We start from the raw sequence: 20,822 nt of genomic DNA, 5'->3' as shown, positions 1-20,822 counted from the left end.
TTAGAGTTTTAGCTCTAAGCTTTTTTATGATTTCGTATTAATTCCTTTTACTGCACAATATTTTTTATCCATTCAGATTTACTCAATACATAATGATTATATAGTTGATTTGCTATCTTGTGTTCACTCAAATAAGTAAACCCGCATTTTTTAATAACTTTATTTGATGGTACATTGTTAATTAAAGTAATTGCGTTAAGGACAATTAAATTTGTTTCTTTAAACAAATAGTCAATTAAGCCTTTAGTCGCTTTTGTAGCATAGCCATGATTTTGATGTTTATTTGAGATAGCATACATTATCTCTCTGTTTGGTGAAGGGAGTTCTTCTTTCATGCCTGTGCAGCACCATCCAATGCATTCATTTGTAGCTTCCTTAAATATTCCTAGCTTTAACATATGATTATCTATGTTATTCGTAGTTTTCACTGCCTCAAGAAATGCTTTGTTTGCTGGTATTTCATAATTTGCAATCCAATCCACCCTTTGTTCTTTCGTCGATTTCCAGTCTGGTAAAAACTTTTCTATTTCCGGTTGATTGGCTATTTTATAAATACTTTCTGCATCTTTGACCATAAACCCTTGCAAGTATATATCTCCACAATCTATTCTAAATAACTTAGTTGAACTCTCTTCTCCCATGTTAATTCCCCTTACTTACGTTATAACGCCTTTATCTGCTTCGTAAGTTCTATAAATCGTTCATCAAGTTCTTTATATTCTTTGTCGTTAGAAGTTAAAAAGCTTAATTTCCCTAATACTTCTTGTCTCTCTGTTTCTAACGTTAAACGTAGCTCTTCAATATTATCTCTTGTTTTAGTAGGTTCTTCTAGCTGCTTTTGTATCGTATTGTTTAAAAACACGAGTTTTATGTTAGTTGTTTTCTCTAGAAAATATCGATCGTGAGAAACAATTATTAATGTTCCGTTATACTCAGCTAATGTATTTTCAAGTTGTTCACGTGAAGGTAGATCCAAGTGATTCGTCGGTTCATCTAAAATGAGTACATCTTTTTCATCTAAAATATAAGCCATTAGCTTACATTTTACTCTTTCTCCCATACTCATATGCTCAATCGGCTCTTTCCATTGAGAAGCTTGGAACCCTAAATGTTTCATTAAATTTTGGACTTTTCCTCTTTCTTCAAACGTCTCTTTAAAAAATAAATCTTCTGGCGTTTTGTCCAGTGGCAAATCAAAAACCTCTTGTGTTAAATAACCGATGTTTGCAGATGGTGAAATCCATATTTCTCCTTCAGCAGTTTCCGCTCCCATAATCATCTTCAGTAATGTTGTTTTCCCGCTACCGTTTGGTCCAACAATTGCAACTTTCTCACCGTGCTGAATTGTAAAATTAACGTTTTCAAATAATGCTTTTCCATTAAATTCTTTTTTTAATTGCTTTACTTCTAAAAAGCGTTTTCCTACTTTTTTACTCGCTTGAATAGAGAACTCAATTGAATACTCTTCTTTCACACGTTCTACTTTCGTTTTCTCCAGCTCTTTTTCGAGACGTTTTCTTTTTGACTTCACTTGCGCATCCATTCGTTTCGCTTTTACACGATAAAACTCTTTAAAACTTTCTTGTTTTGTAGACTGCGCGTGTGCCTTTTGTGACCATGAACTTAATTCTTTTATATGTGTTTCTACTTGTTCTATCTTTTTTTGCTGCTTTTCATATTCTCGCTGCTGCGACTTCCTTCTTTGCTCACGTGCTTTCATGTAACTTGTATAATTACCACTATGGTCAATTAATTTTTTGTCCTCAATTGACCATATTTTTGTTGCGACAACATCTAAAAAATATCGATCATGCGATACAACGATAACTGTACCTTTCATATTTTTTATTTGTTTAATGAGAAATTCCGTACTCATTTCATCTAAATGATTTGTCGGTTCGTCTAATATTAAGACATTAGGATTTTTAGCAAATCCTTTTGCTAATCGAATTTTTAACTTTTCACCACCACTTAAAGTATGAAAATCGTTCGTTGGCACGCCCCATTTCGCAAGCAGTTCTGCTTCTTTTGCAATTACATCGTTACTAATAAAAGATTCTATTTCTTGCTCAACATATGCGGTTGTCATATTCATTTGCTGCCATTCAACAATCCCTTTTGAAGGCTCAATCTTTCCATTTATTAATTGAAGTAACGTTGATTTACCAGCACCGTTTTTACCAATTAATCCGATAACATCCCCTTGTTTTACTGTCACATTCATTTTCTCTAACAACATATTTTCTTTTATTTCAACATAAACATCATTTAATTTTAATAGTTCTTTCATAATACCGATCCCTTTCATTAAGGGAGAATAAAAAAATCCTCCCAAATAAATTTGGCAGGATTAGTCGTTAAAATATTTACACCCAAATAAGCTATTACGCAACATAAATAGCAATACCGTTGTATGGAAATCGGGCAGACTAATCCTATTTTTTAGAAATTGAAATTTATTGAATTTCAACATTTAAAAATAAGATTAGTTAATCATCGTCCACCCATCATTCCTTTCCCTCATTAGTAACCATATTGTACCATAATAGTACTGTATGAGTAAATGCAATTATTTGTGCTGCTAAAAAAGATTGCTTTCTTTTAAGGTCTATTCATTATTTCTTCACTTCATATCGAACAAGTATCAGCCACATTTGTTGTACTACTTGCTTTAGCTTTCCCTAGCAATAAAATTGTAAGCATTCCCTCTTATATAAATTTTATATAAATTCATCATAAATCATATATTATACATACTAAATTTCAGTTCTTATAATAAAGGTATCATTTTTAAGGGGTGGTTCTACAATGGAATTTAGTAAACTAGGAAACAGTGGATTAACAGTAAGTAAAATCGCATACGGGAACTGGATAAACCATGGTGGAAAAGTAAACGAAGATACTGCAAATGATTGTGTAAAAGCCGCACTAGATGTTGGAATTACAACGTTCGATACTGCTGATGTTTATTCGGACACGATAGCTGAGGAAGTACTTGGCCGATCTTTGCAAGGTATACGCCGAGAAAGTATAGAACTATGTACAAAAGTATGCCATCCGACCGGTCCTGGAAAAAATGATCGTGGATTATCAAGAAAACATATTATAGAAAATTGTAATGCATCGTTAAAACGATTACAGACAGACTATATCGATATTTATTATGCACATAGATTTGATATAACAACTCCTCTTGAGGAAACAATGTTAGCTTTCTCAGATCTTGTAAGACAAGGTAAGGTTCTCTATTTAGGCGTAAGCGAATGGACATCAGAACAAATTACCCGTGGTGCAGCACTTGCACGCGAATTGAACATTCCATTTATCGCTAGCCAACCTCAATATTCGATGTTATGGCGAGTTATTGAAACTGATGTGATTCCAACATGTCAACGTGAGGGACTTGGCCAAATCGTATGGTCGCCACTTGCACAAGGTATTCTTACAGGAAAATATCAACCTGGTAAACCATTACCAAATCAATCGCGTGCTAACTCCGATGCTGGAAAACCGTTTTTTGACAAACTCGTGCAACGTTGGATGAGTGATGATGTGCTTACCGCTATCCAGGAAATTAAACCTATCGCACAAGAAATTAACCTTACCTTATCTCAACTCGCAGTTGCTTGGGTATTACAAAATCCAGCTGTTTCTTCTGCAATTATTGGTGCTTCAAATCCGGAACAAATAAGAGAAAATGTAATTGCTTCTAGTGTTAAATTGCAACCTGAAATTATGGATCAGATTGACAGTGTATTAAAAGGTTTCGCTGAGTATGATACTAGTAAAACAGGTTGAATCATGAGTAAGTTTTATCTATAAATAAACACCCCTTGCCAACTTCCCACAGCCCATCCTATAAAGATGGGCTGTGGGAAGTCATATAAACCTCTCTAACAACTGTTAAAAAGTTCTTTAACACGACAGACTTTTCATCCTTCCTCCATCCAGCATATAAATTTATTTCCGGTGTATTTTCTAGAATATCTTTATACATCACTCCTGATTTTTTATAGCTTTCCACCGAGGATGGAACGACAGAAATCCCCATTCCAGCTGCAACTAAGTTTACAATCGTTTGCATTTGAACTGCTTCTTGAACAATATTTAAACTTACCCCATATTTCCAAAAGTAACTAATAATTAAATCATAAAAATTTGTACCGAAATGACGAGGAAATAAAATGAATGGTTCCTCCACTAATGATTTGATTGAAATATTAGGTAACGAAACGAAAGGGTGATTTTCATGCAAAACCAACTTTAAACACTCTTCAGAACAAACTTCAGAAGATAATATTTCATTATTTTGCTCCGAACGAATAAATCCAATATGAATTTGTTTTTCGTAAAGCGCTTTTATTTGTTGGTCTGTTGTCATCTCACGTAATATGAGCTGAATTTTTGGAAAACGTTCTCGAAATGTTTTTAATATGCCTATAACTGTTTCTGTAGAATCGACAAAACCGATGATTAAATGCCCGATTTTCCCTTCATCTGCAAGCTGTGTTTCTTTAATCGTTCTATCTACTTGAAGTAATGTTTGCCTAGCACCTTCTAAAAAGACTTTCCCCGCCTCGGTAAGCTCAACCATCCTTTTTGTCCGGTGAAAAAGTTGAACTCCTAATTCTTCTTCCAATTTTCGAATTTCTTGACTTAAAGGCGGTTGTGCCATCATAAGACGCTCTGCTGCACGACTAAAGTTTAATTCTTCTGCCACCGTTATGAAATATTTCATTTTACGAATATCCATTTCAAGCCTCCTATCATTCGCAACTTCTATAAGATTCTATTTTTATTATAAAAAATGGTTCATGTATGTAGTCTTACATTTATTCTTATTGGGTTCATTTTGCCTCTCTTATCTATAGAATATTTCATTCTCCAATGTTATCAAGGGTACAAAACAAGGCTAAAAAACTTATCTCCAAAGTTCTTTAGCCTTGTTTACTTTTTACACATTAAAAAATATTACTCGCACTACCGTACCTTTACCAACTTCTGAATGGATTTCCACACTATGTCCTAATTGTTTTGTAATTTCATATACAAGATATAGCCCCATTCCTGTTGATTCTTTAAAATCTCTACCGTTTTCTCCTGTAAAGAAAGGTTTGAATACTCTTGGTAAATCTTGCTTCGGTATACCTACGCCATTATCAGCAATTTCAAGTATAACGGTATTACCTTCCTTACAAGCTTTCATTTTAATCTTTTCTCTACTACCTGATGAATACTTAATCGCATTCGATAGTATTTGTCCGATTAAAAACTTTAACCATTTCACATCACTTTCTACAGTAATGTCCTTATCAATTTCAAGCTCTGGATATACAAAATTCCGTATAAAGAAACGTTTATGTTCATGTACCGAATCATTCACTATTTTATGTAGTTGTACCCTTTCTACATAAAAATCTTGTGTGAACGCTTCTAATCGTGCGACATATAGAGCCATTTCCAATCCCTTTTTTAATCGGTCTGTTTCCTCATTTATACTTTCAAAACGTGAATCTACTTCATCCTGTGTAATTAATTCTATTACAGATAAAGGTGTTTTCATTTGATGGATCCACTGATTCATAAAGGTTAAATGGTCATTATTTTTTCTCTCTTGTATTTGCAGCTGATTTTGATAATGTCGATATTGCACCTCAAGTAGTTCTTGAAGAGCAGCCGATACAGCTGCAAAATCAGATTTTTGAACAGATTCATCTAAAGATTGCATCGGGTTTGCTAGGCGCTCATAAAAAGAACGATGTGTAAAATAACGAAACACTAAATAACTTCCCATAAAGAAAACACCTAGAAACATTGCGTATAACGCCGTTGTAATATGATTATGCCCATCAAACCAATATACGAGAAATATAGCTAGTAGTTGAATTATGGTAAAGCAAATAACTGGTATATGATCACGTATAAACAACCTTATCATTTTTCTATACCATTATCCCAAGTAATGTGCAATCTATATCCAACACTACGAATCGTTTCAATCGCACCTTCTATATGTAACGTTTGTAACTTTTTACGCACACGTGTTGTATTTACACTTAATGTATTATCATCAACATAAGATTCACTATCCCATAATTTATTAAGTAACACTTCTCTACTCACAACACGCGGATAATTTTTCATTAATGTCTCTAATAAAATAGCTTCGTTTCTCGTTATATCAATTTCGTCGTTTCTAAGTTTCAATACAAGCCTTTCAGGATATAAACAAAGGCCTTGTTGCTCAATCATTCGCTCTTCTAGTTTCGGTGCATAATCTCCATATGCACGTCTTAAATGACTACGAATTTTCGCCACTACAACTTCATAATGAAAAGGCTTCGGAATAAAATCATCGCCACCGTTTTCTAACGCCATAACTTGATCCATCGTGCCTTCACGGGCCGAAATGAATATTATCGGACATGTAGAAACACCGCGAATTTGACGACACCAAAAGTACCCATCAAAACTCGGTAAATTAATATCTAATAAAACTAACTCTGGTTGTTCTTCTAAAAAAATGTTTAATACATTTTGAAAGTCCGATACAATAACTCCTTGATAACCATATTTCGCAACATGTGTCGATAATAGTTCTGCAATTTTCATATCGTCTTCTACAATCATAATTTTGACCATTATTGAACTCCTTTTTAATCCACAATCTCAAATATACTTATATAAAATAAATACTACCTCTTTTCACAAAATCAGTAAATTAAAAAAAGGATGCTTTTATACGAAAGTATCCTTTTTCGTCCCTTATCTATTTAATATGAAATTTACTAAAAGTAAATCCTAGTTTCTCCACATAATCCATTCCTAGTTCCATACGCGCTGTTTTCAGCGGATCCACAACTTGGCAAACTTTTAAATTACCTGCTGCCGATAATAAAAGCGTTGCATCAGCTTTAGACATTGCCAATTCTTCATGTAAAAATGTCACCATATTACGTACAGCACGATTTGCTGCATCATCTAACAATTTCTCTGAAGCAATCGTCATCATTTTTTCTTTTTGAATAGCCATTGGTAATGGCCATTGTTTTCCTTTTATCGTTTGAACTGTTACCGTTACCTCACCAGCAACCTCTACACCACTAACACCAATTTCACCATCACCCATTGCTGCGTGTAAATCACCTAATGCTAATAGTGCTCCTGGGACATTAACTGGTAGTAGTAGTGTTGTTCCTTCTTTAATTTCTTTACAGTCCATATTCCCGCCGTGATCATGCGGTGTGCCACATGAAATGCTCTCTTCTTTCGGTGCAGTACCAATTACCCCAATCATTGGATTAATCGGGATTTGTAGTTCACTTGAAAACAAAACATATTCATTATGTATTGGGACAATTTTCACTGTATTTTCATTTAACTCATCACCCATTACACCAAGGTTTGCACCTGTAGTTAAAACACCCTGCTCTGCAATTTCAATTTTTTCAATCGTTACGACTAATATATCGCCAGGTTCTGCTCCTTTAACATATACAGGTCCAGTCGCTGGATTAATTCGGTTCCAATCTAATTCTTGTAACACAACATCTTCAGAATCGATTTGATTTTCAAAGCAATCATATGTTTCAAATACAAGACTGCTCCCAATTTCTACTTCCATACACGGCTTATTTTCTGGTGACATTGAGTAAATGATATGGTCTTTATGAATTCGATACATAATACCTCTCCCTTTTATATTTATCTACTATTACTAATTAGCTTTTTTTATACAAGCTCCTCTTAAAATTAAATGTTATTTTCATGTAAAAAAGCACGCAGATTGTTTTATAACATACACTCTTTACTATAACAGAAAGGTGGTATCACTATGCCCCTTATTCCATACAACGAAAGTGATGTTGATTTACTAGCTCGATTAATTCGTGCTGAAGCTGAAGGCGAAGGTCGCCAAGGTGAGGAGTTAGTTGGATGCGTTGTAGTAAACCGTGTATTTTGTGATTGCTTAGATTTTAAACAACTCCGTACCGTACGAGACGCTGTATATCAAAGCCCCGGCGGATTTGAAGCAGTACAATATGGATATTTTTATCAACGCGCTCGTGAATCAGAAAAAGAAATCGCACGAAAAGTTTTACAAGGTCAATGGCGCTGGCCTGCACGATGGGCTCTTTGGTATTTCCGTCCAGTTGGAGCTTGTCCGCCTGAATGGTATAATCAGCCATTTGTAGGACAGTTTAAAAGCCATTGTTTTTATGAACCAAGTGGTGATGAATGTCCGAAAATGTATTCACGATAGTAAAATTTGCAACGCAAGTACTTAGAAATTTTGGTACTTGCGTTGCTTTTAACTGTGTTTTAGAAATCTAATAGTGTGATGAAATTTTCTATGCCTACTACATGTATTAATAATGGTATACGAGGACCATTTGATTGATTCATAATGAGCTTATATATAATAGTGAATAATTGTTTTTGATTTTCTTTCATTATTTTTTTATTTTCATGATGACAAATCGCATATAATTGCTCCATTAAGTGAGAGTAATCTTTGTTAGAACGAAGTATATCGCAAACTTCTACTAACCATTCTTTCTGTCTTTCATCCAATGTGTTGTAAAACTCTGTATTTCTCTCTTGATTTACCGCAATTAATTTTTCAGATTGAAAATTTCTTATCCAATACTCTGTGCGATTACTCACCGCTCTCATTTCATCTAATGCATAGCTCCTATCTATTTTCTTTAATATCCCCTGTAAAATAGTTGAATCAAAATTTAATAATGGTAACGTTCCTGCTACTTGATTAAATTTCGGATATTCTTTAAACCCGATAGTAACTCTAGAAAGTTTAATTGCATCAAGTAAATCTTCATTTTTGAGCGTTTTATTTTCATAACTATCTTTCAATCGCTCATATTCTGTATAATTGCGAATCACATCTTCATCAAGACCGATATGAAAAGCTGCGTTTGGTCTATATTTTGCAAACATAAACAGAATTACTTCTGGTAAATACACTTTTAACAACTCACTAGGTGTAATACTATTTCCTGAAGAACTAGACATTTTTTCATGATTGCCTTTAATTCCAATAAAATCATAAGCAACATAATGAGGAGCTTCACGATTGAATATTTTCCTTGCAATTTCTTTTGATACATTATAACTACCCGTTTCTGCTGAATGGTCTCTGCCACCCGGCTCAAAAACAACCTCCTCTATCATCCATCTCATCGGCCAATCGATTTTCCAATTTAGTTTCATTTTATTTGTATTTAATACGGATAACTCTTTTTCATTTCCGCATTCACATTCATACCGGATTGTTTTTAATACTTCATCAAAATGTGTAATAGTTGTTGTATCTTTCCCGCACCTCTCACAATATAATGTAGCTGGATAAAAGCTCTCTCGCTCTTCTTCACTACACTCTCCAGTTTTAAAATCCATTAAAATATCATATATATCTTTTCGTTTATACAAAGCCTCTAATATATTTTCGTTATACCTTCCGCTTCTATATTCATCATGTTGATAAATAAATTCCACTCCAATTCCAAATGCTTGAAGCGATTTTTCAAACTCTTTTTCAAAATGCTCCGCATACGAGTTATGACATCCATACGGATCTGGAATATCACAGTATGGCATACCAATATACTTTGCAAAAGATGGATCAATATTTTTTGGAACTTTTCTAAACCTATCATAATCATCCCACGAAAATATAAAACGAGTCTTTTTCCCTAAATCTTGAAGTGCTCTTACTACGAAATAAGTCGTTACGATTTCACGAAAGTTCCCAATATGAACAGAACCTGACGGACTAATTCCAGATGCACAAACAAACGTTTCTTTATTTGGATGTTTCCTAATTAATTCATGTGCTACTTCATACGCCCAATGCATATATTACTCACCTCAATTATTTTTTTGTTTTCTAATTTCCAGTTTTATGCAACAAAAAAAACTCTCACCCCCAAGATTATTCATCTTGAGGACGAGAGTTGTTAGCTTCGCGGTACCACCTCAGTTTGTTAATATGTCACCATACTAACCTCTTCAGGTACGGCAAAATATGCTTATACCCTATCTCTATAACGGGAGAACCCGTCGCACCATCCCTAAATAAATTAGTTCCTTGCGCAGCTCCAAGTCTTTTTTCGTTAAGATGTATACCGCTCTTTCTCAGCTACCAGAGCTCTCTGTACGTATTCTTTCTTAACTACTCTTCTCTTCTATGCCTTAAATATTAGTTTTTTAATATGATAATTTATAACACTTTTATTGTCAAACTTTTCCGAATCGAAATCGTAAAATTATCTAAAAAAATTCTTTATCGCTTCTAATTGAATTTTGTGGCTACACTCATCACAACAATATGCCCCTTTTGGTTTCTCTTTAAATCGCTTATATTTTTCACTACCTTCGTAAACACGAAATATATTCTTACAAGAAAAGCAAACAATTTCATAAAACATCATATGCATTTTCCTCTCCTTGTTTATACACTTTTTTAATCACTTGTGAGAAGGTCATTTTTCTACATTATAAATTTTAATATCCTTTGACTAAAAGGTTTACCTCTATTCTTATCGAATTATATTAATATCTTATAACGCGAGGTGAACATCTTGTTCAGTAATATAGAATTAGTTTTAGATGCTAAAGCAAGTTTAGCTGAAGGACCATGTTGGAATGAAAAAAAGCAACTTTTATATTGGGTTGATATTATGGAGAGAAAATTATGCATATACAATCCTACCGCTAATACGAACCGAGTAATTGCTCTCAATCAACAAATTGGCTGTGTTGTTCCATATTTAGAGGATGTACTACTCTTAGCTATGGAAAACGGCTTTTATTCTATTAATGTAAATACAGAAAAACTGACACATATTTTTGACCCCGAACAACATTTAATAGAAAATCGTTTTAACGATGGAAAATGTGATCCCGCTGGTCGTTTCTGGGCAGGTACTACAGATACATACGGTATTAATGCTGCAGGTTCCTTATATTGTTTACATAATAATTTGAGTGTAGAGAAAAAATTTCACATGTAAATACTTCAAACGGAATGGCTTGGTCACCTGATCATACATACCTTTACTTTATAGATACACCTACTAAAAAAGTGGTTCGCTATCAATATAATATACGTACTGGAGAAATTCATAATCCAAGTGATGTAATCATTTTCTCTGAAAATGACGGTCTACCTGATGGTATGACAATTGACGAAGAAGGTTGTTTATGGATTACACATTGGGGAGGTTCAAAAATAACTAGATGGAATCCCTCTACTGGAGAACAAATATTAAGTATTCCAATTCCTGCGTTATATGTAACATCATGTACGTTTGGTGGGCCTAACTTAACTGATTTATATGTTACAACAGCCAGAACAAGAATGACGGATGACGAATTAAAACAGTATCCACATGCTGGTGGTATTTTTCGAATTCAAACAAATGTTAAAGGCTGCCCCACCTATTCATTTTGTAATGAAAATATTGGAACTGACACAATATGAACCGTATCGATTACATAAGACAAGAAGAAAAGGAATATCACGATCTTTGCTATGAACAATATAAACTATTTGAAACTGGATCTTGGCTTCACAAGCCGGTTAAAACAGTTATGGATTTAATGGACTACTTTGAAGAGAAAAACAAATTACAAGTGCTTGATCTTGGCTCTGGCGTCGGTAGAAATAGCATTCCAATTGCACAAAAGATTAAAAATGCTAGCGGAACTGTTACATGTGTTGATTTACTTGATTCCGCTTTAACAAAGCTACAAATTTATAGCAAAGAACATGACGTATTCGAGGTTATAAAAACAGAACAAGCAGCAATTGAAAACTATCATATTAGATCTAATACTTATGACTATATCGTTGCAGTATCAAGTTTGGAACATGTCAAATCAGAAGAAGATTTTAAAAATGTACTCCAATCTATGAAAAGAGGTACAAAAAACGGCGGTATTAATTGTTTAATTATTAACTCTAACATACAAGAAATTGATTCAATAACGAATGAAGAATTAGAAGCTTTAATTGAAATTAATCTTTCAACCGAAGAAATGATAAGTGCTTTAAAAAGCATTTATAAAGAATGGAAAAAACTAAAAGTTGAAATAAAGGAATTAGCTTATAATATAGTTCGTAATGAAAGACACGTTCAATTAAAAACAAATGCCATTACGTTTGTAGTTCAGAAATAACACTATAAAAAGTAAGAATATTTCCTCATATATTCATAGGAATACCCTTACCTTTTATTTTGTTATTAGTTTTCGCATCATCTAAAATATAATTTTCATTCGAAATACTACTCAGCTATTAATTGAATTCATTAACTGGAAGAAATATTCCACTTCATGAGTCTCATTCAATTTATACCATGAATGAAGTGTATCCGGCGCAAATACATCTAATTTACTTAATACTTCCATGGCAAATTCTAGAGGTGCTACACCCGATGCAGTAATAAGATTTTCACTGGATGCTACAGGTCCTACTTCATAAAAATTTTCTCCTTTATAAGTAGGACAAACCATTTTCATATAATCTAAATTATTACTTGTGTGATTTATAGAATCCAAGTAACCGTAATTTGCAAGACCTATAGTTGCACCGCAAATGGCAGCCACAATTGTACCAAGCCTTAAGGCTTCACCAACTTTTTTCAAAATAGGTTTATGTATTTCTTCACTCCAAGTATTCCCTCCAGGTAAAATTAATAGATCGTTACTCTCAAGGATACATTCATCTAGGGAAATATCCGGCTTTATATTCAAGCCCCCCATTGAAATAATCGTTTCTTTATTTATTCCAACTGTTACTACTTTAAAAGGCGCTACATCTTTTTTGAAATATCTTCCTGTATTAAGTTCAGCAATTAAATGTCCGTATTCCCAATCAGACATCGTGTCAAATACATATAGATATGCTTTTCTTGTTTGCATTCAATAACACTCCATTCATATACTACAGTTTTAAATAAAAAAAGTACTCTTTTCAAGTTTAACATTTTATGCAATATTTATGGTTTAAAATTCCAAATAAAAGAGCACTTGTTTCCGCAAGTGCTCTTTTCGGGGATTTTGAGATACCCTATTAACGAAAGTTAAGGTTACTTAAAGTTAAGAGGTATTTATACTATATGCTTGTCCTTTATATTTGTGCATAATCAATATATAAATATCTTTAGGAATATTTAAAAACTTTTATTTATAGTTCTTTCTGGCATTTTATCATTAAGAAATTTATTGAAGGTTTATTCTCCATGTTCTTATTTGGTTCATCAATTTCGGAAACTTGTACTAGTCCATATTTATTAAAATCTCGTTTTATAGATTCAGAATTATAGAAGAACATTTTTATGCCTTCCATTATTTCGAAATAGTCTTTATCCAACTGTTTCCCCTTCCCAAACATTGGGGCTTTTTGAGAAACAGTTGTGAAAACCATATATCCACCTGGTTTTAGCTGATTATAACAACCTTTAATAAATTGCTCTCTCTCTTGCTTATTCAACAAATGTAGAAGTGCATGACTATATATACCCTCATATGATTTGTTATTAAAAGGCATCTCATTTACCGAACCGTGATAGATACTAATATCTTCTAGGCCATTTTGCATTGCTAAATTAATGGCTGTTTTTGAAATCTCAATACCTGTTACATTTATACCATTATCGATAAAAACCTTTGCATTTCTTCCATATCCAATACCAGGAACTAATATATCCTTAACGTTCTTTTCAAGGAAAAAATCTTTTGTACAAATTGCAGATTCTGTAGGTTCAAATCCCCACATCGTTTGTTTTTCAATAAAACTTGATTCCCAAAATTCCATTATGTATCTATCTCCTTATTTTCAATCCATTTTTAGTATCAAATTAAAAGCATTTTTGTATTTGCTATACAGTTTTTTCTTCTACTTATACCACTTACCTTAGTCATCGTAGCTCCATTGAATATAGCATAATAATAAGCCCATATCTAATATAAAGATTGGTTAAAAATCTACCCTATTTTATTAATCCTTACGTTTATAGAAAATAAAAAAACAGCCAATATTTTTTTGGTAGTATTGGCTGTTTCTCATGAGAAATTATCTTTTTATATTGTACCGATCTAATACTTTTTCTAACATTTCTAAAGTTATTGGTTGTGCTTCTTTTATTAATTGATAACCAATACGCCCATTCGGTTCCGCTGTAACTTGCTGTAAACTCTTTACGTCATGAATCCCTTTTTCTCTTAATTGCATATAAAGTTGTTGTTCCGACATTTTTGCCTGCATCAAATTCTCTTTTACAATCTCTCCGTTTTCAACAATTATAATGCTACTTCCATTTAGGAATTGTTCCACCTTCCTTGATTTCAATTCAAAGAAATGAATGATAAGTAATATGCTTGCAAATATGATAGCCGCAAATATAGATGGGACTACTTTTCTACTTAATACAGGTTCTACAATAATACGGCCAATTGATACAACTAAAATGATTTCAGCTCTTGTCATTTGGCTGGCAGATGTACTACCTGTCATTTTCAAAACAATTATTCCAGTAAAAGTTAATATAATACTTTCCAAAATTATATTCATAACTACCCAATCCTTTAATGGTGTATTTTACTATCATTCCCATTAAAGGTGTGTTTTACTTACCTATTAAGTTGTTAAATCCTTCAGACCATGATGGAAATAAAGGTATCCAACCATACTCTTTACGTGCCTTATTATTGGAAGCTCCTCTTTCCCAACTATTTTTCCCATCTTGAACTTTAGGCTGAGGTGCCCCTATCGCTGCTGCATATATTGGTAACCATTCTTTACTAGTTGCTGGATAATTATCTACAATATTTACGATTCCTGAAGGCCAATTAAGGGCTAGCATAGTAGCTCTTGCAGCATCTTCAACATGTATAAACGAGCTTATCCCGTCTGATGCGATAATTTCATTATTACCATCAGAAAGTATACATATTTGTCCATTAGTTTTAAGAGCTTTTTGCAATGCATGAAATCCACTATTTGTAGCAGAACATTCGAAACCATAATTATATGTTTCTATTATTTTTTCTTCTGAATCATATATGTTTTTCGCACCAAAATTCTTTGCAAAATCTCTTCTATTTTTATTAGGCTCAACAACATCCACGTGCTCAACGCCTACATAGTATTTTAAGAAATAACAAGCGAGTAAACCAATAACTCCCATTCCAGTTATAAGTACTTTTTCATCCTGTTGCGGGTTTAGTTTCAATACTCCTTTAGCGGCATCACACGAAAGAATAGATAATAAAGCAACTTTAGGTTGTATAGAACTAGGCACTCGAATTACTTTATGCCCCTTAACTATCCCTATTGTTTCATGTCCATAAAAAAACTACTTTATCGCCTACGTTTACATGTGTTACTTTATTACCAACTTCAATCACTTCACCATAACTTTCATATCCAGTTTTTCTTGGATAAAAAGGATTCGTATCCGTAACATCGGATCCATTATACTGTGGTAACTCGGCCCCAATGCTTATAGCTCCTGCAATTGTTTTAACAATAATTTCATCGTCCTGTACGGATCTAATTTTACCCGGTTCCCACTTAAGTTGTTTCGCACCTTCTAAAACTAACTTATACTGTTCCATTCATATCCTCTCACTTTATAAAAATATATTCTCACTAAATTTCAAACAATGTATAATAGATTCATCCAAAATTAAAGCTATAACGTTGGCTAGCACCCAACAGTGATAACATGATAATTGAATTTGATGGATATAGAATAAACGAGTATGTTATTGGCCGTAACTGTTCTATTAACGAATTAATAACGATGTATTTAAATGTAAGAAATGAAGAGATATCTAATGAGGATCTGCTACGCTTATTTTGTGTACGATATTATTACAAAAAAAATCCAAAGTTACTACAAGAAGACGTCACTAGCAATGTTGTCATTGATTTAGATACGGACTATATTTATACCCCAAATAGATAACAGTAAACTAGATTGATTAGTATTTATGATTCAGCTAAGTGTTTAATAAAATAAGTAATTGCCCAAATTAATGTCGCAAATTGAGTGACAAAATACATTGTCCATTCAAAGCCAGTCAGTTTTCTCTCTCGTTTAACCTTCTTTAAGTATCTGTAAAATATGAGTGTACTTAAAAACATAAGTAACAATGATAATTGCTGTAAATCATCGACTATACGTACCGCCATAGACTCCATCGCCCTCCTATTCAAAATAAAAGCTATACTTTAAGAGTATCATTAATTGGTAGTTTATTTCCATTTTAAACACTTATGTCATAAATAAAAAGAGCACTCAGCTATTGAGTGCTCTAAAAAATATTAATTAAACTCAGTTCCTTGTAATGGTTACATGTAATTCCCCTTACTTTTTATAACTCAGTTCTATTACTTGTGGTATATACTTACTATCATATTTTCTCGTATAGATTTCTCCATCTGGAGTAACTAATTGTAAAACAATCTCACCACAAACCCCATCTAGTATTTCAAATTCACCTTGTGCATTTGAAATACTGCGTTCCTTACTTTCTTCAATTGAATCTTCATATATTTTCACATTAGATATAGGTTCGTTATTTTGATCTACGATAATACCTCTTGAATACTTACCAACCACGATGCATTGGTCATCTTTTTTATAATATTTAGTCACAACTATAGCTCCAATTATTATAGCGGCACACACAAACAAGAGAATTATTTGGCGCCTCACAACAAACCTCCTAATTCAAATTATTCTTTTCTAAACTGAAAATTCAAGTGTCTTGATTGGTTGATTTCCTCAATTACTTTACGAATACCTTCTTCAATCTTATCTTCTTTTACATTCGAAACATTTAACTTTAACAGTTTTTCTTTAGGAAAATTCCTCATATAATTCTTATCAATAGTATCGACACTTATTTGCATGTCACCTAATTTTTGTATAAGTGTTTCTGTAACTGTGTTTTTCTGCATTTCTAAACAAGTGTGTATTCCAAATGTGTTTTGTCTATTATATGTAAATAATGATTGATCTTCATTTTGCACTTTTTCTAATGTTTCTGCTAGTTTTATTGATCTATTGTAGTAGGAAGAATTAATTTTACTTTTATGACGTTCAAACATACCGCTCTTTATATAAATTTCTAAAGCCGCTTGAGAAATCATCGGACTATCAATATCTAGTATCTTTTTGTATGTATAGAAAGCATTTGCAATGGATGGTGGGATGACTGCAACTCCAACCCGTAAACCAGGAAAAATAATCTTCGAATAACTTTTCAAATATATGACATGACTACAATTATCCAAGCTATATAACGGATCTGCTTTTGAATCAGTTTCTAAATCTGCTAAATAATCATCTTCCACTATAAATACATTGTATTTCTTAGCCAATAGTGCGATTTTTTCTTTCTCATCTTTAGAATAAGAAGTTCCAAGCGGATGATGATATCTCGGTATCGTATAAAAGAATTTTATTTTTCCAGTTTGAAATATTTGCTCCAATTCATTCAAATCGATACCTTCATTCGTACGTTTAATACCGATTACAGGAACTTTATTTATTTCTAGATAATCAATATATAGATGATATGTTGGCTGTTCAATTAATACAGTTTCATTTCCATTCGGAAATGGTATAGAAGTTAATATAGCAAGCGCCTGCTGCACACCTGACGTTATAAAAATATTGTCTTCTTTCGTGAACACTTGATAATTTGCCAACTGTTTTTGAATGACTGGAATTAAAGATGGTAACCCTTTCGGTGTTCCGTATACGAACAAATCATTTTTATAAGTATCAATAGCCTTATTAATGCAATGCTGAAAATCTAAATATGGGAAAACATCTGGATCTGGTGCTGAAGAAGCGAAATCAATTATCTCGTTATTTTCTATGGTACTCCCAGATTTCTTAACAACGTAGTATCCACTTTGAGGGACAGAATATATAATGTGACGCTTTTCTAATTCATGAAGCGCACGTATAACTGTTGCCTTATTACATTCATATTGCGTAACGAGTGACCGTATAGACGGTAATTTCTTCCCTTCTTTTATTTCTCCATTTTGAATCATATTTTCTATGTCATTTAAAATATGTAAATACTTATACATATTACACCTCCTCCAGCAATTCTATATTTAATTACATCGGTTCTCTATTCATATAGCATTCATTCCTCAATTAGTTAATTTTCCGATCATCTATATCGTAAATCCCAATAGCATATGAATCATTTTCAATCCATTTCTTTACTGCTTCTGTTTTAAGTACACCTTCAACTTCTTTTTCTATTTTCTGTCCAAGTTCTCTCGCCCCTATTTCATCATCGCTAATCTTAGTTTTTATATCAATGGTAACAGGTTGATTCTTTTTATAATTTATTTGCTGAATACCAAACCCTTCATATCCGTTTTTTCTGAATGCGTCATCAAATATATGTCCAAAAACTTGATTCCATCTACTCTCTGCCTTTACAACTTCTCTATTTCTTTGAGTTATATTGATTTTATAAGCCATTACACCTTGTATCGCCAACCTTTTATTAATATCATTTTTTATTTCGTTACTATCTTCGCTATCAGCAATCTCTAAATCTACTATCCTTTCTTTTTCATCTCTTATAGCAGCACTAAAAAAAGATTCCTCCTTTACAGCTGCTGTAGCAATATCCATCACTATAGACTCTTCACTTTTAGCATCTTCAATCTCATTCTCACAGGCACATAATAAAGTGAAACTTTAATCATTGGGGGTTTTGTTCATCCCCAATGATTATTAGTTGAACCAATCGGGCTTTTACGGGCAGTTGATCCCCCCACCTAACTTCTTTCGCTGAATTTTGAGGTGGGGATCTTACTGCCCGTTAATGCGGGATAAAGCAAATGGAAATAAAAATACAAGTAACTTCTTTCCCTTTCTCATATAGCACCCCTCCAAACATTTTCATTTACGATAAACTTTTTACTTTGACATATAAATACCTTCTTTAATTATTTAAATTTAACATTATTTCACATTTACCCCACTTAACAAGGGAATTACAATTAATAAATAGAATATCTCTATGAATAAATAAAAAGTGAGGGATATATAATGCAACGTGTAAATACGATTGATATTAGTAATGTACTACAATTGGAAAAAACTCTTTCGACTTTATTAAATAAAATGATTTCTTCAAAACTAGACCTTGAAAATTGGTTAAAAGAGCAGTCAAAAGTAATTTGGGACATCGAAGAACAATTAAGATCACATTACATCGCCTTTCAATGTAATACGGATGATGAAGAAATAAAGGATACTTTTGAACATGATCAACAATTTGTAAAGCCACTTTTAAAGCGGTACCAAAATTTATTGGATAATAAATATTTAGAGTCACCTTTTCGAATGGAATTAGATTCTAACGTATATGGTTTATTAGATACAAAAATAAAAAATGCTCAAAAGTTATTTTGTGAGGAAAATATCGAATTAGAAATACAGGAAGACAAATTAGTCACAGAGTACTTTGAAATTACTGGAGGATTAAGTGGAATTTGGGACGGAGAAGAAAAAACGATAACAGAATTACAATCCTATTTACAAGATTCGAATCGTGACACCCGTAAAAAGGCAAAAACCATTATTTCTGAACAATTTTTATCTGTTGAAAAAGAACTCCAAAACATATTAAATCAATTAATTGAAATTCGCCATCAAAAAGCAAAAAATATTCAACTAGAGAATTATCGCGATTATATGTTCAAAAAATACGAGCGTTTTGATTATTCAGCGAAAGATTGCTATGAACTAGCTGAATCCATACGTAAGTATGTTGTGCCTCTTAAAGATAAAATATTGCTAGAGAAAAAAGATAAACTGCAAGTTGATACGCTTCGCCCGTGGGATGTATCAGCTGTAACTCCAGATCAAAAAGTACTTAAACCTATTGCAAATGAAAATGATTTAATTGAAAAGAGCACTCATATCTTTAATAAACTAGATGTTGAATTTTCAGCACTTTTAAACCGAATGTATAAACACAATTGTCTTGATTTAACAAGCCGCAAAGGAAAAGCAGCTGGTGGCTTTTGTGAGTACTTACCAGCTTCACAATTATCTTATATTTTTATGAACTTAAATTATACACAAGATGATATTGTCACTTTTATACATGAAATGGGTCATAGTATTCATAACGAACTCATAAAACCATTAAAATTACGACAGTATATAGAAATTCCAGCTGAAACAGCTGAGCTAGCCAGTATGACAATGGAGTTATTCTCGCTTAATTATTGGGATACCTTCTATACAGACAAAAAAGATTTAAAACAAGCAAAAATTAACTTCTTTAAAGATGTTATTTCATATTTACCTATTATGCTTATTGTCGATCAATTTCAACACTGGCTGTATGAAAATCCAAGTCATACTTCTGAAGAAAGAAATGAAAAATACTTACAACTTCAAAAACATTATCAGTCTAGCGTCATACATATTGATGGCTACGAAAACTGGATAGCAACGAGTTGGCTACCTGTACTCCATATTTTTGAAGTACCATTTTATTATATTGAATATGCGATCGCCCAACTTGGTGCATTACAAATGTATAAACAATATAAAGAGGATCCTAAGCAAGCGCTAGAAAATTATAAAAAGGCATTATCACTAGGAAGCTCGCAATCTATAAAAGAAGTGTATGATGCAGCCGGTATTCGTTTTGATTTTTCTGGTGAAACAATTAAAGAACTAATGCTATTTGTAGAAAAAGAATTAGAATTACTTGAGCAATTATAAGAAGAAAGC

22 protein-coding genes, 1 pseudogene and 1 other annotated feature are annotated in these 20,822 nt (G+C 32.7%); of the genes and pseudogenes, 6 read left to right on the top strand and 17 right to left on the bottom strand.

Annotated elements, in window-relative coordinates; all coding sequences use genetic code 11:
* Positions 1–47: 47 nt before the first annotated feature.
* Both ACLBXA_RS18615 and abc-f read right to left on the bottom strand, forming a co-directional pair.
* Entirely contained in the window at positions 48–641 is a 594-nt protein-coding gene (locus tag ACLBXA_RS18615; RefSeq protein WP_000503550.1) for a GNAT family N-acetyltransferase, read from the bottom strand.
* Positions 642–661: 20 nt separating this feature from the next.
* Complete coding sequence (abc-f, locus tag ACLBXA_RS18610) at positions 662–2,290, bottom strand: ribosomal protection-like ABC-F family protein (RefSeq protein WP_002082721.1); 1,629 nt, start codon at positions 2,288–2,290, stop codon at positions 662–664.
* Positions 2,291–2,808: 518 nt separating this feature from the next.
* Between abc-f and ACLBXA_RS18605 the strand changes: the two genes are divergently transcribed.
* Positions 2,809–3,798 (top strand): aldo/keto reductase family protein, encoded by a 990-nt coding sequence (locus tag ACLBXA_RS18605; protein WP_000395976.1) that lies wholly within the window; start codon positions 2,809–2,811, stop codon positions 3,796–3,798.
* Between the two features lie 58 nt (positions 3,799–3,856).
* Here ACLBXA_RS18605 and ACLBXA_RS18600 read toward each other — a convergent pair whose 3' ends face one another.
* The 4 genes from ACLBXA_RS18600 to ACLBXA_RS18585 all read right to left on the bottom strand — a co-directional run bounded on the left by ACLBXA_RS18600 (position 3,857) and on the right by ACLBXA_RS18585 (position 7,684).
* Positions 3,857–4,753, bottom strand: a complete 897-nt coding sequence (locus ACLBXA_RS18600) for a LysR substrate-binding domain-containing protein (RefSeq protein WP_000354655.1) — start codon at positions 4,751–4,753, stop codon at positions 3,857–3,859.
* Positions 4,754–4,954: 201 nt separating this feature from the next.
* Positions 4,955–5,938 (bottom strand): sensor histidine kinase, encoded by a 984-nt coding sequence (locus ACLBXA_RS18595; protein WP_002082724.1) that lies wholly within the window; start codon positions 5,936–5,938, stop codon positions 4,955–4,957.
* Positions 5,935–6,642: a response regulator transcription factor gene (locus ACLBXA_RS18590; RefSeq protein WP_447617371.1), complete on the bottom strand. Its 708-nt coding sequence runs from the start codon at positions 6,640–6,642 to the stop codon at positions 5,935–5,937. Before ACLBXA_RS18590 ends, ACLBXA_RS18595 begins: the two co-directional genes overlap by 4 nt.
* A 127-nt stretch (positions 6,643–6,769) precedes the next feature.
* Complete coding sequence (locus ACLBXA_RS18585) at positions 6,770–7,684, bottom strand: acetamidase/formamidase family protein (protein ID WP_000285670.1); 915 nt, start codon at positions 7,682–7,684, stop codon at positions 6,770–6,772.
* 150 nt (positions 7,685–7,834) lie between these two features.
* Between ACLBXA_RS18585 and ACLBXA_RS18580 the strand changes: the two genes are divergently transcribed.
* Positions 7,835–8,263, top strand: coding sequence for a cell wall hydrolase (locus ACLBXA_RS18580; RefSeq protein WP_001128402.1), 429 nt, complete (start codon positions 7,835–7,837; stop codon positions 8,261–8,263).
* A gap of 59 nt (positions 8,264–8,322) precedes the next feature.
* Here the strand turns inward: ACLBXA_RS18580 and lysS are convergent, their stop codons facing one another.
* Positions 8,323–9,876, bottom strand: a complete 1,554-nt coding sequence (lysS, locus tag ACLBXA_RS18575) for a lysine--tRNA ligase (RefSeq protein WP_000558611.1) — start codon at positions 9,874–9,876, stop codon at positions 8,323–8,325.
* An 84-nt stretch (positions 9,877–9,960) separates the two neighbouring features.
* Positions 9,961–10,217, bottom strand: a binding site (T-box leader).
* A 69-nt stretch (positions 10,218–10,286) separates the two neighbouring features.
* Positions 10,287–10,457 (bottom strand): DUF2197 domain-containing protein, encoded by a 171-nt coding sequence (locus ACLBXA_RS18570; RefSeq protein WP_000551042.1) that lies wholly within the window; start codon positions 10,455–10,457, stop codon positions 10,287–10,289.
* A gap of 144 nt (positions 10,458–10,601) precedes the next feature.
* Between ACLBXA_RS18570 and ACLBXA_RS18565 the strand changes: the two are divergent.
* Positions 10,602–11,503 (top strand): annotated as a pseudogene (locus ACLBXA_RS18565) (SMP-30/gluconolactonase/LRE family protein).
* Positions 11,500–12,201, top strand: a complete 702-nt coding sequence (locus tag ACLBXA_RS18560) for a class I SAM-dependent methyltransferase (protein WP_001079445.1) — start codon at positions 11,500–11,502, stop codon at positions 12,199–12,201. Before ACLBXA_RS18565 ends, ACLBXA_RS18560 begins: the two are co-directional and overlap by 4 nt.
* A 111-nt stretch (positions 12,202–12,312) precedes the next feature.
* Here ACLBXA_RS18560 and ACLBXA_RS18555 read toward each other — a convergent pair whose 3' ends face one another.
* The 5 genes from ACLBXA_RS18555 to ACLBXA_RS18535 form a co-directional block, all read right to left on the bottom strand.
* The gene (locus tag ACLBXA_RS18555; RefSeq protein WP_150158028.1) at positions 12,313–12,945 is read right to left on the bottom strand and encodes a type 1 glutamine amidotransferase family protein; all 633 of its coding nucleotides are present in this window, start codon (positions 12,943–12,945) and stop codon (positions 12,313–12,315) included.
* Between the two features lie 265 nt (positions 12,946–13,210).
* Positions 13,211–13,840, bottom strand: coding sequence for a class I SAM-dependent methyltransferase (locus tag ACLBXA_RS18550; RefSeq protein ID WP_000397583.1), 630 nt, complete (start codon positions 13,838–13,840; stop codon positions 13,211–13,213).
* Positions 13,841–14,098: 258 nt separating this feature from the next.
* Positions 14,099–14,596 (bottom strand): DUF421 domain-containing protein, encoded by a 498-nt coding sequence (locus tag ACLBXA_RS18545; RefSeq protein WP_150158029.1) that lies wholly within the window; start codon positions 14,594–14,596, stop codon positions 14,099–14,101.
* A 55-nt stretch (positions 14,597–14,651) separates the two neighbouring features.
* On the bottom strand, positions 14,652–15,326 hold the full coding sequence (locus ACLBXA_RS18540; RefSeq protein WP_002082729.1) for a zinc-binding dehydrogenase: 675 nt from the start codon (positions 15,324–15,326) through the stop codon (positions 14,652–14,654).
* A gap of 37 nt (positions 15,327–15,363) precedes the next feature.
* A complete protein-coding gene (locus tag ACLBXA_RS18535) occupies positions 15,364–15,642 on the bottom strand; it encodes an alcohol dehydrogenase catalytic domain-containing protein (RefSeq protein ID WP_002162791.1) in 279 nt (92 codons plus the stop codon).
* Positions 15,643–15,752: 110 nt separating this feature from the next.
* Between ACLBXA_RS18535 and ACLBXA_RS18530 the strand changes: the two genes are divergently transcribed.
* Entirely contained in the window at positions 15,753–15,995 is a 243-nt protein-coding gene (locus tag ACLBXA_RS18530) for a hypothetical protein (RefSeq protein ID WP_043333358.1), read from the top strand.
* A gap of 23 nt (positions 15,996–16,018) precedes the next feature.
* On the opposite strand, the gene ACLBXA_RS18525 is transcribed toward ACLBXA_RS18530, so the two are convergent.
* From ACLBXA_RS18525 to ACLBXA_RS18510, 4 genes are all read right to left on the bottom strand, one after another.
* A complete protein-coding gene (locus tag ACLBXA_RS18525; RefSeq protein ID WP_000290889.1) occupies positions 16,019–16,222 on the bottom strand; it encodes a hypothetical protein in 204 nt (67 codons plus the stop codon).
* 175 nt (positions 16,223–16,397) lie between these two features.
* A complete protein-coding gene (locus tag ACLBXA_RS18520; RefSeq protein WP_001254188.1) occupies positions 16,398–16,748 on the bottom strand; it encodes a hypothetical protein in 351 nt (116 codons plus the stop codon).
* Between the two features lie 20 nt (positions 16,749–16,768).
* Entirely contained in the window at positions 16,769–18,139 is a 1,371-nt protein-coding gene (locus tag ACLBXA_RS18515; RefSeq protein ID WP_000280114.1) for an aminotransferase-like domain-containing protein, read from the bottom strand.
* Between the two features lie 70 nt (positions 18,140–18,209).
* The gene (locus tag ACLBXA_RS18510; protein ID WP_098578616.1) at positions 18,210–18,701 is read right to left on the bottom strand and encodes a DUF4030 domain-containing protein; all 492 of its coding nucleotides are present in this window, start codon (positions 18,699–18,701) and stop codon (positions 18,210–18,212) included.
* Positions 18,702–19,121: 420 nt separating this feature from the next.
* Here ACLBXA_RS18510 and ACLBXA_RS18505 point away from each other — a divergent pair, with 420 nt between their 5' ends.
* Positions 19,122–20,813, top strand: coding sequence for a M3 family oligoendopeptidase (locus ACLBXA_RS18505; protein WP_001190030.1), 1,692 nt, complete (start codon positions 19,122–19,124; stop codon positions 20,811–20,813).
* Positions 20,814–20,822: the final 9 nt, after the last annotated feature.

It is taken from the genome of Bacillus sp. D48C, assembly GCF_053345735.1.
Note: the sequence above shows the minus strand (reverse complement) of the source record. Positions and strands in the feature narration are given on the sequence as shown.

What these genes read in the sequence shown, in the direction of transcription:
- ACLBXA_RS18615 (WP_000503550.1), bottom strand. Translation starts at nt 641, where the DNA reads ATGGGAGAAGAGAGTTCAACTAAGTTATTTAGAATAGATTGTGGAGAT.
- abc-f (WP_002082721.1), bottom strand. Translation starts at nt 2,290, where the DNA reads ATGAAAGAACTATTAAAATTAAATGATGTTTATGTTGAAATAAAAGAA.
- ACLBXA_RS18605 (WP_000395976.1), top strand. Translation starts at nt 2,809, where the DNA reads ATGGAATTTAGTAAACTAGGAAACAGTGGATTAACAGTAAGTAAAATC.
- ACLBXA_RS18600 (WP_000354655.1), bottom strand. Translation starts at nt 4,753, where the DNA reads ATGGATATTCGTAAAATGAAATATTTCATAACGGTGGCAGAAGAATTA.
- ACLBXA_RS18595 (WP_002082724.1), bottom strand. Translation starts at nt 5,938, where the DNA reads ATGATAAGGTTGTTTATACGTGATCATATACCAGTTATTTGCTTTACC.
- ACLBXA_RS18590 (WP_447617371.1), bottom strand. Translation starts at nt 6,642, where the DNA reads ATGGTCAAAATTATGATTGTAGAAGACGATATGAAAATTGCAGAACTA.
- ACLBXA_RS18585 (WP_000285670.1), bottom strand. Translation starts at nt 7,684, where the DNA reads ATGTATCGAATTCATAAAGACCATATCATTTACTCAATGTCACCAGAA.
- ACLBXA_RS18580 (WP_001128402.1), top strand. Translation starts at nt 7,835, where the DNA reads ATGCCCCTTATTCCATACAACGAAAGTGATGTTGATTTACTAGCTCGA.
- lysS (WP_000558611.1), bottom strand. Translation starts at nt 9,876, where the DNA reads ATGCATTGGGCGTATGAAGTAGCACATGAATTAATTAGGAAACATCCA.
- ACLBXA_RS18570 (WP_000551042.1), bottom strand. Translation starts at nt 10,457, where the DNA reads ATGCATATGATGTTTTATGAAATTGTTTGCTTTTCTTGTAAGAATATA.
- ACLBXA_RS18560 (WP_001079445.1), top strand. Translation starts at nt 11,500, where the DNA reads ATGAACCGTATCGATTACATAAGACAAGAAGAAAAGGAATATCACGAT.
- ACLBXA_RS18555 (WP_150158028.1), bottom strand. Translation starts at nt 12,945, where the DNA reads ATGCAAACAAGAAAAGCATATCTATATGTATTTGACACGATGTCTGAT.
- ACLBXA_RS18550 (WP_000397583.1), bottom strand. Translation starts at nt 13,840, where the DNA reads ATGGAATTTTGGGAATCAAGTTTTATTGAAAAACAAACGATGTGGGGA.
- ACLBXA_RS18545 (WP_150158029.1), bottom strand. Translation starts at nt 14,596, where the DNA reads ATGAATATAATTTTGGAAAGTATTATATTAACTTTTACTGGAATAATT.
- ACLBXA_RS18535 (WP_002162791.1), bottom strand. Translation starts at nt 15,642, where the DNA reads ATGGAACAGTATAAGTTAGTTTTAGAAGGTGCGAAACAACTTAAGTGG.
- ACLBXA_RS18530 (WP_043333358.1), top strand. Translation starts at nt 15,753, where the DNA reads ATGATAATTGAATTTGATGGATATAGAATAAACGAGTATGTTATTGGC.
- ACLBXA_RS18525 (WP_000290889.1), bottom strand. Translation starts at nt 16,222, where the DNA reads ATGGCGGTACGTATAGTCGATGATTTACAGCAATTATCATTGTTACTT.
- ACLBXA_RS18515 (WP_000280114.1), bottom strand. Translation starts at nt 18,139, where the DNA reads ATGTATAAGTATTTACATATTTTAAATGACATAGAAAATATGATTCAA.
- ACLBXA_RS18510 (WP_098578616.1), bottom strand. Translation starts at nt 18,701, where the DNA reads ATGGATATTGCTACAGCAGCTGTAAAGGAGGAATCTTTTTTTAGTGCT.
- ACLBXA_RS18505 (WP_001190030.1), top strand. Translation starts at nt 19,122, where the DNA reads ATGCAACGTGTAAATACGATTGATATTAGTAATGTACTACAATTGGAA.